The following is a 13263-nucleotide window of genomic DNA, read 5'->3' on the forward strand; positions in this document are numbered from 1 at the left end:
CGGTGGGGATCGGCGACTTCATCAGTGACATCACGCCGGACGTGGTCGAGGACGCGGTCGAGGACGGCGTCGAATGGGTCGGCAACCGCATCGAGGACGCGGGCAACTGGACCGCCGACCGGCTGGAGGACGTCGGCTGGGAGTCCGGCGCCGACTGGGTGCGCGAGCAGTCCCGTTCGGTCGCCAACCGGCTCGGCGCCGAGGTCGACGAGATGGACCTCGGGCAGACCGAGGACAAGACCAAGCTGATCTACGGCAGTCCGGGCAAGATCAACGCCACGGCGGACCGCCTCCGCGCCTTCCAGCTGTCCTTCGACGACACCGGCGACGGTCTCAAGGGCCTGGACTCCTCGCAGCTCAAGGGCGAGACGGCCGACGCGCTGCGGACCGCCGTGAGCACCCAGCCGCCCAAGTGGTGGAACGCCGCCGACGCCTGCTCCAAGGCGATCGGCGCGCTCGACCGGTTCGCCGACACCGTCACCTGGGCGCAGGGGCGGGCGCAGACGGCCATCGACAAGTGGAAGGAGGGCGTCAAAGCCTCCGAGGCCGCCGCCGACGCCCACCGCAAGAAGGTCGACGCCTACAACGGCGCCGTCGACCGCTACAACGCACAGCCCGCCGACAAGCGCGACCTGTCCTCGCTGCCGCCGAAGCCCGCCCCGACGTTCGACGACCCGGGCAAGAAGCTGATGAAGGAGGCGCAGGACATCCTCGCCGAGGCGCGCAGGCAGCGGAACTCGGCCGCCGAGACCGCGCGTTCGGCGATCCGCGCCGCCCGGGACATGGCGCCGCAGAAGCCCTCGTACGCCGAGCAGCTGCGCGACGGCGCCGAGGAGCTGCAGATCATGGGCGACCACGTGGGCGGAGGGATCGTCAAGGGCACGGCGGGCATCCTGAACTTCGTCCGCTCGGTCAACCCGATGGATCCGTACAACCTCACGCATCCGGCCGAGTACGCGACCTCGTTGAACAGTCTGGCCGCGGGCCTGGTGGTGGCCGTCAACGACCCGGTCGGCACCGGCAAGCAGATGCTCGACAACTTCATGAAGGACCCGGCGGAGGGCTTCGGCCGGCTGATCCCGGACATCGCTCTGACGGTCGCCACCGGTGGAGGCGGCGCCGCGGCGAAGGGCGTGCGGGTCGCCGAGGAGGCGGCGGACGCGGCGCGGCTGCGCAAGCTGGTCGACGACAGCCCGGACGGCACCCACAACCGCGGCGACCACGAGCGCACCAGCCTCGGCACGGACCCAGTGGACCTCGCCACGGGCCGGATGTACCTGCCGCAGACCGATGCGGAGATCCCGGGGATCCTGCCGCTGCTGTTCACCCGGCGCACGGAGTCCGGGCTGACCACGGGCCGCTTCCTGGGGCGGGCCTGGTCGTCCACCGTCGACGAGCGGCTGGAGGTCGACGCCGTCGGCGTCGTCCACGTCACCGCCGACGGGCTCCTGATCACCTATCCGCACCCGGTGCCCGGCTCACCCACCCGCTCCCGCTCCGGCCGGAGCCGCACGCTGCTCTCCAGGGAGGCGGACGGCGACTACGCGCTGGCCGATCCCGACTCCGGCCTGGTGCGCCGCTTCGCCGCCCCGCGGGACGCGGAGCCCGGTGGCGACGGCACGGCCTGGCTGTCGGGGCTCGCCGAACGCAACGGACACACGGTGACCGTGGAGCGCGCCGAGGACGGACTGCCGCTCGCCCTGGTCCACTCGGCCGGGCACGCGCTGCGGCTGGCCACGGCCGGCGGCCTGGTCACCGGCCTGTTCGTGACCGGGCCGGGCGACACGGAGAACGCGGGCGTCCCGCTGATGTCGTACGGCTACGAGAACGGCGAACTGACCACGGTGACACGGCCGTCGGGCGCCGTCACCACCTTCGCGTACGACGAGCGGAGCCGGGTCGTCGCCTGGACCGACTCCAACGGATGCCGCTACGACTACGTGTACGACGACCGGGACCGGGTGGTCGCGGAGGGCGGCGAGGCCGGGCACGTCCAGATCACCCTGGCGTACGGCGAACCGGACGCCGCGACCGGCCACCGGACGACGGTACTGACCACCGCCGACGGGCGGGCGACCCGGCATCTGGTCGGCCCGGGCTGCCGGATCGTGGCCACCACGGACGCGCTGGGCCACACGACGCGGTACCGCCACGACGCCGACGGCAATCTCCTCTCCCGTACCAACCCGCTGGGCGCCACCACCGGCTTCGGGTACGACGCGGAGGGCCGGATGGTCTCGGCCGTCCGCGCGGACGGAGCCGAACTCCGCGTGGAACGCGGCCCGTTCGGGCTGCCGACCGGGGTCGTGGGTCCGGACGGGGCCCGTACGGCGTACACGTACGACGAGCGCGGCAACCGGACGGCGGTCACCGACCCGGCGGGGAACACGACGCGTTCCGCCTACGACGGGGCCGGCCGGCTCGTCTCGGTCACGGACGCCCTCGGGCACACCACCCGGGTGGAGTGCGACGCGGCGGGGCTGACCGTCGCGGTGACCGACCCGGGCGGCGGCACCACGAGCACGGAGCGGGACGTGCTCGGCCGTCCGGTCCGGGTCACCGACCCGTCGGGCGGGGTCACCGTCCTGGAGTGGAGCGCCGACGGCCACCTCGCCCGCCGTACCGGTCCCGACGGCGTCTCGGAGTCGTGGACGTACGACGGCGAGGGCAACTGCCTGAGCCACACCGACGCTTCGGGCGGTGTGACCCGCTACGAGTACACCCACTTCGACCTGCCGCTCGCCACCACCCGCCCCGACGGCACCCGCCACACCTTCGAGCACGACCGCGACCTGCGGCTCACCCGGGTCACCAACGCCCAGGGCCTGAGCTGGAGTTACACCTACGACGCGGTCGGCAACATCGTGGCCGAGACCGACTTCGACGGGCGCGAGCTGCGCTACCGCCTGGACCCGGAGGGCCGGGTCGCCGAGCGGACCGACGCGCTCGGCGGGACGATCGCCTTCGAGCGGGACGTGCTCGGGCAGGTGGTCCGCAAGGACGTCGACGGCCGGGTGACGACGTACGCGTACGACCGCGCGGGCCGGCTCCTGGAGGCGGCCGGGCCGGACGGTGAACTGTGCTACCAATACGACCGCCGCGGCAGGGTCAAGACCGAGTCGGTGGACGGCCGGCCCACGGTGTACCGCTACGACGAGCTGGGCCGGCGCGTCCGCCGCACCACGCCGACCGGTCACGTCACCTCGTACGCCTATGCCGCCGACGGACTTCCGCTGCGGCTGACCACGGGCGGCCGGGAGATCGGCTTCACCCACGACGCCGGGGGGCGCGAACTGACCCGGGTCTTCGGGGAGTCGCTCACCCTGACCTCGGCCTGGGACGAGGCCGGCCGGCTCGCCGCCCGGCACGTCGTCTCCGGATCCCGGACGGTGCTCGGTCGCGCGTACGGCTACCGCGCCGACGGCCGGCTGACCTCGGTCACCGACCGGCTCACCGGCACCCGCAGCTACGACCTCGACCCGCTGGGGCGGGTCACCGCCGTCCGCGCACCGGGCGGCTGGACGGAGCGGTACGCGTACGACGAGGCCGGCAACCAGGTCGCGGCGTCCTGGCCGGACCGGCACCCGGGCACCGAGGCCGTCGGCGAACGCGCCTACTCCGGAACCCGGATCACCCGCGCGGGCGCCGTCCGCTTCGAGCACGACGCGCTCGGGCGGATCGTGCTCCGGCAGAAGAGCCGGCTGTCCCGCAAACCCGACACGTGGCGCTACGCCTGGGACACCGAGAACCGTCTCACCTCCGTCACCACGCCCGACGGCACCCGCTGGCGCTACCGCTACGACCCGCTGGGCCGCCGCACCGCGAAGCAGCGGCTCGCGGCGGACGGCGAGAGCGTCGTGGAGGAGGTCCGGTTCACCTGGGACGGACTCACCCTGTGCGAACAGACCAGCCACCGCCTCGACGACCCGCACGCGGTCGCCCTGACCTGGGACCACCGGGACGTCGTGCCGCTGGCGCAGACCGAGCGGATCCTCACGGCGGACAGCCGGCAGGAGGAGGTCGACCGTCGCTTCTTCGCCATCGCCACCGACCTCGTCGGCACGCCGACCGAGCTGATCGACGAGTCGGGCGCCGTCGCCTGGCGCACCCGCAGCACGCTGTGGGGCGCCACGGCCTGGGCCCGCGACAGCGCCGCGTACACCCCGCTGCGCTTCCCCGGTCAGTACTACGACCCCGAGACCGGCCTCCATCACAACTTCTTCCGGCACTACGACCCCGAGACCGGCCGCTACGCCTCCCCCGATCCGCTGGGCCTGGCGCCCGCGTCGAACCCCGTCGCCTACGTCGACAACCCGACCGGTGGCTGCGACCCGCTGGGCCTCGCGCCCAAGTGCCCGGAGGAGAAGGCGAACAAGCGGGCGGTCAAGGCGGCGGACAACGTCATCGACCGGGCCGGCGACGGCCGCTTCCGCAAGCACCCGGACTACCACGGCGACTCGATGCACCGCTTCAGCGACGAGCGGGTCCTGGAGATCCTCAAGAACCCGGACGCCGTCTACCGCTCGACGGGCGGAGCCGGAAACCTCATCTTCCGCCAGGGCGACGACGTCGTCGTGACCAAGGGCGTCGGCTCGGAGGCGGGCCAGGCCATCACCGCGTACGGCCCGTCCGGCGTCCTGGGCGAGTCCGGGGCGACGGCGGTCGGCAACGGGGCCAAGGCCACGGACGCCGGACGGCCGATCACCCACGAGGACATCGTGGAGGGCAGGATTCCGGGCAAGAACGGCTTCATGCCTCCGGCCGTGCAGATCAGATGAGCAGTGAGCGAGGCGACGGCACGTGAATCAGCGGGCGGACAGGACGGGTGCGGGCATGAGGGTGGCGCTGGGCGACGACGGATGGACGGCGACGGTGACGGACACCCCGCTGGCCCTCACGCCCCGCTTCGAGGGCGGTTCGGTCCGGGTCGGCCCGGCCGTGGGCAAGGCGGAGCGGGAGCGGTTCGGCACGGAGACGTTCGGCAGCGGCGCGTGGCTGTGGGACACGCCCGACGAGGTCCGCTTCGATCCGGCCGGACGGACCCTGGCGGGCGTCGAGTTCCGGCTTCCTCCGGAGTCCGCTTCGGCCGAGGACGCGGCCCGCGTCCCGGACGCGCCCGCGGTGCGCCCGGGCGGCCTCGTCGCCGACGAGGTCCGGGACTTCCGCCTGGAGACGTGCGCGGTGCTGTGCCGGGCGCCCGGGGACGCCGTGCTGACCGGGCTGCGGGACCTCGCCGTCCTCGACGAGCCGCTGGAGGCGCGGATCGGCATCGCGCCGGACGTGGCGCTCCTGGTGCAGCGCGGCGCGGTCGTCGGCTGGAGCCTGACGGATCCCGTCCGCCATGTGACGCCGTGGTTCGAGGAGCCCTGCGAGGAGCCTCCGGCGGACGCCACCCGCGCCCTGTTCACCGCGTGTCTGGACCTGATCACCGACCCGCTGCTCGACCGGGTCATGGACGCCGACCCGGCCGCCCTGGCCCGGCTGCGCGCCACCGACGAGGCCCTGCGCGCCCGGCACGAGGACCGGCGGCGCGCGGAGGCGCTGCGGGAGCTCATCGCGAACCTGGTCGAGGACTACGGGAAGTGAGAGTGGTGGCGGCTCCGGCCCAGGGGTTGACCGGAGCCGCCACAGTGCCGACCGCGCGAGGCGCGGTCCGCGCCGTTGAAACACGAGGGCCGTCATGAGGAGGAGGGGGCGGCCCTGCGGTGTTTGTTCGGGCCCGTGGGGGCTCCATCAGTAAATATTCTTACCGCGAGGAAAGCAAGAGAATGAAAATTTTCATGCAGCTGGCGGGCGAGAAAGGTTTCGTTGGTCCGGGTTTCGGCGGTGCGGTTCGGGGGCCCGGGAACGGGGGTCGGGGATCGACGGTCCGGGCATGAGGGTCGGGGATCGACGGCCCGGGAACGGGCTTCCGGGAACGAGGTCCGGGATCGGCGGCGCCGGGCTCACTCGTCCAGGAAGAAGGCGTGCTGCTCCGCGGCCTGCTCGTACTTCTCCAGCCGGAGCTGGGTGCGCTCCGGGTCGGCGTCCGCCATGGCCTGGAGGATGGCGGAGGAAAGCACGCCGGGCGCCGCGTACGAGTCGAAGACCAGCCGGGAGCCGGTGCCGGCGGTGAAGACCACGTCGGCCTCGTCGACGAGCGGCCCCAGCGCCAGGTCGGTGATCAGCGCGACGCGCAGCCCCGCCCTGCGGGCGGCCCGCAGGGCGGCGAGGGTCTCGTTGGCGTGCCGTGGCATCGCGAAGGCCAGCACCCAGGTGCCGCCCGCCTCGCTCGCCTGCAGCAGCGTGTCGTAGGCGACGCTGCCGCCCCGGGTCACCACGCGGACGTCCGGGTGGATGCGGCGCGCGGCGTACGCGAAGTACTCGGCGAGGGAGACGGAGATCCGCAGGCCGAGCACGGTCAACGGCATGGACCGGGCCAGTTCGCGGCCGACGTGGAGGATCCGGTCGGGGTCGGCGAACACCCGCCGCAGGGACATGAGGTTCTCGATCTCGGCGTCGACGGCCGCCTGGATCTCGTTGTGGAGCCGCCCCTCCCGGTCACCGGAGGCGCCGGCGACGGCGCTGAGCGCGATCGGCTGGAGGGCCTCCCGGAGCGCGGGGTAGCCGCTGAACCCGAGGGACGAGGCGAACCGGGTCACGGACGGCTGGCTGACGCCCACCCGCTCCGCGAGCTCCGTGATCGACAGGAAGGCGGCCTCGGTGAGGTGGTCGGTCAGGAACTGGGCGATGCGCCGCTGCGCGGGCGAGAGCCGGTGACCGCCGAAGAGCGACCGCACCCGCTCGGCGGGAGAAGCGGCAGGAGCCGCCTCCGCCTCGTCCGGCCGCCTGCCGGGCGTGATCGCGGCTGCCTGCGCACGCGCCTGCTGCCCAGATGACACGGGGTGCCTCCCTCTCGACTCGCTGCTGCCCAAGATAGTTCAGCGGACGGGGCATCCTGACAGCAGAGCGCCACACGCGCCCCACGGCACGTGAGGAAGGCGGGTCTCAGGACTCTTCGGCGGCGGTGTCCCGGGGCGGCCGCGCGGCCCTCCTCCTGCGGACGAGCACCACTCCGCACACCGCGAGGAGGAGCGCGGCGACGGCGGCCACGCCGAGTTCCGTCCGCTCGGCGAACAGCCTGCCGAGCACTTCGAGCGCGCCGAGTCCGGCGGTCGCGTAGATCAGCGCCCAGGCCGCTCCGCCCAGGAACAGGGCGGGGAGGTAGCGCACCAGGGGCATGCGCATGCTGCCCGCGAGGAAGTTGGCGGCGGTCTGGAAGCCGACGGTCAGGAAGGAGACGGCCACCACGGGCGCGCCCCACCGCTGGATCGCGCTTTCCACGCGCCGGAACCGGTCCGAGGAGATCCGTGCGGCGAACCTGCTGCGCCGGGCACCGGCACCGGCGAGCCAGCCGACCGCGAACGTCCCTCCGGCCCGGAGCAGCACGATGACGTACAGGGCGGCGGCCGTGAGCGCGACTTTGTCCATCTTCTGCCCGCTCCGTCCCCTGCGTGTGCACCGCGGCGGCGCCGGAGAACCTGAGCCTGACGCCGGGCCAGGCTCGCCCGGCAGGCCCAGGTTATCCGAACGTGCGTGCGCGGGGCACAGGGCCTCCGACGCCACGAGGCCCTGCGGGAGCAGGCGGCGGTGCAGCGCCGGGGCCGCGATGGGGCGTGGCGCAGCAGGGTGCCGGCGATCCGCAGCCCGCACCGGTCGGGGACGCGGGCCGCGGAGGCTGCCGGCGAGGCGGCGGGGTGGACCGGCCGGCAGCCGGCGAAGCGCTCCGTCTTCGCGCGAGTGCGGGAGCCGTCCACGCCCGCCGGGGAGCACTCGGCCGGCCGTGCCCTGCGCGCCTGGCCGCGCCGTCGTCAGCCGCGGCGCTGGAACTGGTAGAACCGTCCCTGGTTGAGCTCGTGCTCGATCCGCTCCAGCGACTTGCCCTTGGTCTCCGGCAGCAGGAAGTAGACGAAGGCCAGGGACACCACCGAGATTCCGGTGAAGAGCCAGAACGGGCCTGCGGCACCGAGGACCTGGAACAGTGTCAGCGTGGTGGCGGCGATGATGAAGTCGAAGAACCAGTGGCTGAAGGCACCGAAGGCACCGCCCTTGCCGCGCAGCCTCATCGGGTAGACCTCGGCGTTGATCAGCCAGATCGTCACGCCGAAGGCACCGTTGTTGGCGACCATGTAGAGGATCACGGCAGCGAAGATCGCGTAGAGCTTCCAGCCCTGAGTGGCGTCGCTGCCCTCGCCCAGCAGGAGCGCGATCACGATGAAGGACAGGATCGAGATCGGCACCATGACCAGCAGGTACTTACGCCGGCCGACGATGTCGACGAGGTAGCTCCCGGCGAAGGTCATGATCATCACGCCCACGGCGCCGAAGGCCGGCATGAGGACGGAGGCGTCTTCCGAGAACCCGAGGTCGTGGAAGACGGTCGGCATGTAATAGACGAGCGCGTTGTTGCCCGTGATCTGCGAGAACATGGCCACGCCGCCGCCGAGGATCACGGCGGGACGGACCCGCGCCGAGAAGAACTCGCGCCAGGTGCCGGTGTTGGCCTGCCGCTCCTCGGCGACCGCCTGCGCCATGCCGCCGAGCTCGGACGCGACCTGCTCGCGGTCGCCGCGCAGCTTGAGCAGCACCGCCTGCGCCTTCTCGACCATGCCGTTGGCGTACAGCCAGCGCGGGCTCTCGGGAAGGAGCGTGACTCCGACGAGCATGATCAGCGCGGGCAGGGCGCCGAAGCCGATCAGCCACTGCCACGCCTCGTGGCCGATGAAGTAACCGGTGAAGTGGGCGCACACGATCCCGATCATGATCATGAGCTGGAAGAGCACGACGAGCCGGCCGCGTCGCTCCGCGGGTGACATCTCCGAGATGTAGATCGGAGCCGCGCCACTCGCGGCGCCGATGGCCAGTCCCAGGAAGAAGCGGGCCACGGTGAGGACGGTGGGAGTGGTCCGCACGGCACAGACCACGGTCGCCACGATGAAGAGCGCGGCGATCAGCAGCAGCATCGGTTTGCGCCCGTACCGGTCACAGAGGTAGCTGGTGAACGGTGCGCTGAAGACGGCACCCAGGAGCAACGCGGACGTGATGATCTGCTTGTCGCCCTCGGTGACGAGGTGGTACGAGTCGCTGATCCCGGGAAGCGCCGTGGCGATGATTCCGGTGTCGTAACCGAAGAGCAGGCCGGACATGGCCGCGATCAGGGCGACCACGGCCACGGACGAGCCCTTGGCCTTGCCTCTGCCGGGCTGTCTGGTGGTCTCTGTAGCGAGTTGCATGGATCCGCCGTATTCCTTGTCAGGCTGTCACGTGAACCTGCGGCCGCCGCGGCATTCCGCGGTGCGACGGCCGCTTCGCGCCGACCTGCCGACTCGTGTCCGACCGGATGGACCTGTCGACCGGAAGGAGCGGCTGAGGCCGGGTCGGCCGTCGGCGTGGCGCGGGAAACGAGTTGCGCGGGGAGGGTCGGGACTCGGCCGCATCGACCGCCTGGGAACGGCGAGGATGCGGCGTTACGTCACCGGGACGGAGACCCGGCATCAGGGCCCCCGCCCACGCGCTTCGACACCCACCCACCTCGGTCCCGGCAGCGCGTCCCCGCCGCATCGACGCCGGCGTGGCGGCGCAGCGCCCGAGAAGAGAGGAACAGGGGCCAAGGTGCCCTCCGGAGATCAGTGCCGGGCGCCGACCGGATCGGTCGCGCCAACGGGTGGACGGCATGAGCATCCGCCATCACGCGCCAATGCGCAATGCTTTGCGCAATAGTTTCCTGCAACTCGTGCGCCTGGTCGTGTGCGCGCCCGCGCCGGTGTACGCGCCATCGACCTCCCCAGCGGCCCCTGCGGGAGGGCGGCGGCCCTGGTCGGGAGTCATGCCGTCGGGCAACGGCATGACAAAGGGCCGGCAGGTGCACGCGCACCTGCCGGCCCTCGGGTGACGCCGGAGGCGGAGTTACCGTTCGTCAGCCTCCTGCCCGGGCGTCGGCTGCCTCCCGGCCGTCATGGCGCCGCGCAGTACCTGACGACGCAGTTCCTGCTCGGTCGACTTGAGCAGGTCGTTCCAGGAGGCTTCGAACTTGTCGACGCCTTCGTTTTCGAGGAGTTGGACGACGTCGTCGTAGGAGATGCCGAGGGCGGCGATGTCGTCGAGGAGGGAGCGGGCTTCGTCGTAGGTGCCGTGGATGGTGTCGCCGGTGACCTCGCCGTGGTCGGCGGTGGCTTCCAGGGTGGCTTCGGGCATGGTGTTGACGGTGCCGGGGGCAACGAGGTCGACGACGTAGAGGGTGTCCTTGTAGGCGGGGTCCTTGACGCCGGTGGAGGCCCACAGCGGGCGCTGCTTGTTCGCCTGGGCCTTGTCCAGAGCACTCCAGCGGTCGGTGGAGAAGACCTCTTCGTAGGCCTGGTAGGCCAGGCGGGCGTTGGCGAGGGCGGCCTTGCCCTTGAGGGCCTTGGCCTCGTCGGTGTCCAGGGCGTCGAGGCGCTTGTCGATCTCGGTGTCCACGCGGGAGACGAAGAACGACGCCACCGAGTGGATCTTCGACAGGTCCAGGCCGCGTTCGCGGGCCTTTTCCAGGCCGGCGAGGTAGGCGTCCATGACGGCGCGGTAGCGCTCGAGGGAGAAGATCAGCGTGACGTTGACGCTGATGCCCAGGCCGATGACCTCGGTGATCGCCGGCAGGCCCGCCCGGGTGGCCGGGATCTTGATGAGGGTGTTGGGGCGGTCGACCAGCCAGGCCAGCTGCTTGGCCTCGGCGATGGTGGCGGCCGTGTCGTGCGCCAGACGGGGGTCGACCTCGATGGAGACCCGGCCGTCCTGGCCCTGCGTCGCGTCGAAGACCGGACGCAGGATGTCGGCGGCGTCCCTCACGTCCGCCGTCGTGATCATGCGGATGGCCTCGTCCACGGTCACCTTGCGGGCGGCGAGGTCGGCGAGCTGCTGCTCGTAGCCGTCACCGTGGCTGATGGCCTTCTGGAAGATGGACGGGTTCGTGGTCACGCCCACGACGTGGCTCTGGTCGATGAGCTCGGCCAGGTTGCCGGACGTGATCCGCTTGCGCGAAAGGTCGTCCAGCCAGATCGCGACGCCTTCGTCGGAGAGGCGCTTGAGAGCGTCTGTCATGAGAATTGCATCTCCATAGAGTCGTACGTATGCGCGCGTATGGGCGTCAGCGCGCGGAGGCGTCCAGGGATTCCCGGGCAGCGGCGACCACGGCCTCGGGAGTGAAACCGAACTCGCGGAAGAGGACCTTGGCGTCCGCGGAAGCACCGAAGTGCTCCAAAGAGACGATCCGGCCCGCATCCCCGACATACCGGTGCCAGGTCAGAGCGATACCGGCCTCCACCGCCACCCGCGCCTTCACCGACGGCGGCAGGACACCGTCCTTGTAGTCCTGGTCCTGCTCCTCGAACCACTCCACCGACGGCATCGACACCACACGAGTGGGCACACCCCGGGCTTGCAGCCGCTCACGGGCCTCCACGGCCAGGTGCACCTCGGAACCCGTCGCGATCAGCACCACCTGCGGCTCACCGCCCTCGGCGTCGAACAGCACATAGCCACCCCGGGCCGCGTCCTCGTTCGGCGCATAGGTCTGCACACCCTGACGGGTCAGCGCCAGACCCACCGGCCGGCCCTCGCCGTAGACCTTGGTGTGCCGGCGCATGATCTCGCGCCAGGCGATCGCCGTCTCGTTCGCATCAGCCGGACGGACCACCGCCAGACCCGGGATCGCGCGCAGCGAGGCCAGGTGCTCCACCGGCTGATGAGTCGGACCGTCCTCACCCAGACCGATCGAGTCATGCGTCCACACATAGGTGACCGGCAGGTGCATCAGCGCGGACAGCCGCACCGCGTTGCGCATGTAATCGGAGAACACCAGGAACGTGCCACCGTAGATGCGGGTATTGCCGTGCAGCGCGATGCCGTTCATCTCCGCGGCCATCGCGTGCTCACGGATACCGAAATGAATCGTCCGCCCGTACGGGTCCGCCTCCGGCAGCGGGTTGCCCTCGGGCAGGAACGAGGAACCCTTGTCGATCGTGGTGTTGTTCGAACCCGCCAGGTCCGCCGAACCACCCCACAGCTCCGGGATCACCGCACCCAGCGCCTGCAGCACCTTGCCCGACGCCGCACGCGTCGCCACACCCTTACCCGCCTCGAACACCGGGATCCTCGCCTCCCAGCCCTCGGGCAGCTCGTTGGCCTGGATCCGGTCGAACTCCGCCGCCCGCTCCGGATTCGCCGTGCGCCACTCCGCCAGCGACTTCTCCCACGCGGCACGCGCCTCACGGCCCCGCTCACCCAACGCGCGGGTATGGGCGATGACCTCACCGGCAACCTCGAAAGACCGCTCCGGATCGAAGCCCAGCACCCGCTTGGTGGCCGCGACCTCCTCCTCACCCAGGGCCGAGCCGTGCGCGGCCTCGGTGTTCTGCGCGTTCGGCGCCGGCCACGCGATGATCGAACGCATCGCGATGAACGACGGCCGCTCGGTCTCCGCCTCGGCAGCCCGGATCGCCGCGAACAGGGCGGCCGGGTCGAGGTCGCCGTTGGCCTGCGGCTCGACGCGCTGGACATGCCAGCCATACGCCTCGTACCGCTTCACCGTGTCCTCGGACACGGCCGTCTCGGTGTCACCCTCGATCGAAATGTGGTTGTCGTCCCACAACAGGATCAGATTCCCGAGCTTCTGGTGACCCGCCAGCGACGACGCCTCCGCGGAAATACCCTCCTGCAGACACCCGTCACCCGCGATCACGTACACGTGATGATCGAACGGAGAAGCGCCCCGCGGGGCCTCCGGATCGAACAGACCACGCTCGAAGCGGGCCGCCATCGCCATGCCCACCGCGTTCGCCACACCCTGGCCGAGCGGACCCGTCGTCGTCTCCACACCGGCCGTGTGCCCGTACTCCGGATGCCCCGGAGTCTTCGAACCCCACGTACGGAACGACTTCAGATCATCCAGCTCCAGACCGAAGCCACCCAGATAAAGCTGGGTGTACAGGGTCAGGGACGAGTGACCGGCGGAGAGAACGAACCGGTCACGGCCCACCCACTCCGGGTCGGCCGGATCATGCCGCATCACCTTCTGGAAAAGCGTGTACGCAGCAGGCGCCAGGCTCATCGCCGTACCGGGATGGCCATTGCCGACCTTCTGAACGGCGTCGGCAGCCAGGATGCGGGCGGTGTCCACGGCCCGCTGGTCCAGATCGGTCCACTCGAGGTCTGTGGTCGTCGGCTTAGTGCTCACCCTGAGTCAGGGCTCCT

The 13263-nt window shown here is 71.3% G+C and carries 7 protein-coding genes; 2 read left to right on the top strand and 5 right to left on the bottom strand.

Translation table 11 applies throughout. The features are described 5' to 3' along the window. Positions 1–2: 2 nt before the first annotated feature. A complete protein-coding gene (locus tag ESG85_RS09890) occupies positions 3–4778 on the top strand; it encodes a putative T7SS-secreted protein (RefSeq protein ID WP_128977689.1) in 4776 nt (1591 codons plus the stop codon). 55 nt (positions 4779–4833) lie between these two features. Continuing rightward, positions 4834–5586, top strand: a complete 753-nt coding sequence (locus ESG85_RS09895) for a hypothetical protein (protein WP_128977690.1) — start codon at positions 4834–4836, stop codon at positions 5584–5586. 359 nt (positions 5587–5945) lie between these two features. Here ESG85_RS09895 and ESG85_RS09900 read toward each other — a convergent pair whose 3' ends face one another. From ESG85_RS09900 to tkt, 5 genes are all read right to left on the bottom strand, one after another. Next, positions 5946–6881 (bottom strand): MurR/RpiR family transcriptional regulator, encoded by a 936-nt coding sequence (locus ESG85_RS09900; RefSeq protein WP_128977691.1) that lies wholly within the window; start codon positions 6879–6881, stop codon positions 5946–5948. Positions 6882–6987: 106 nt separating this feature from the next. Next, positions 6988–7470 carry a DedA family protein gene (locus ESG85_RS09905; protein ID WP_128977692.1) on the bottom strand — a complete coding sequence of 161 codons (483 nt, stop codon included), beginning with the start codon at positions 7468–7470 and terminating at the stop codon, positions 6988–6990. Between the two features lie 380 nt (positions 7471–7850). Then, complete coding sequence (locus ESG85_RS09910; protein ID WP_128977693.1) at positions 7851–9272, bottom strand: sugar porter family MFS transporter; 1422 nt, start codon at positions 9270–9272, stop codon at positions 7851–7853. 673 nt (positions 9273–9945) lie between these two features. Next, positions 9946–11112 (bottom strand): transaldolase, encoded by a 1167-nt coding sequence (tal, locus tag ESG85_RS09915; RefSeq protein WP_246094910.1) that lies wholly within the window; start codon positions 11110–11112, stop codon positions 9946–9948. A 46-nt stretch (positions 11113–11158) separates the two neighbouring features. Beyond that, a complete protein-coding gene (gene tkt, locus ESG85_RS09920) occupies positions 11159–13246 on the bottom strand; it encodes a transketolase (RefSeq protein ID WP_128977694.1) in 2088 nt (695 codons plus the stop codon). Positions 13247–13263: the final 17 nt, after the last annotated feature.

The organism is Streptomyces roseicoloratus (genome assembly GCF_004117935.1).
Lineage (GTDB): Bacteria > Actinomycetota > Actinomycetes > Streptomycetales > Streptomycetaceae > Streptomyces > Streptomyces roseicoloratus.

Bases quoted from the DNA above. Each gene is read 5' to 3' on its own strand.
- ESG85_RS09895 (WP_128977690.1), top strand. From the start codon at position 4,834: ATGAGGGTGGCGCTGGGCGACGACGGATGGACGGCGACGGTGACGGAC.
- ESG85_RS09910 (WP_128977693.1), bottom strand. From the start codon at position 9,272: ATGCAACTCGCTACAGAGACCACCAGACAGCCCGGCAGAGGCAAGGCC.
- tal (WP_246094910.1), bottom strand. From the start codon at position 11,112: ATGACAGACGCTCTCAAGCGCCTCTCCGACGAAGGCGTCGCGATCTGG.
- ESG85_RS09905 (WP_128977692.1), bottom strand. From the start codon at position 7,470: ATGGACAAAGTCGCGCTCACGGCCGCCGCCCTGTACGTCATCGTGCTG.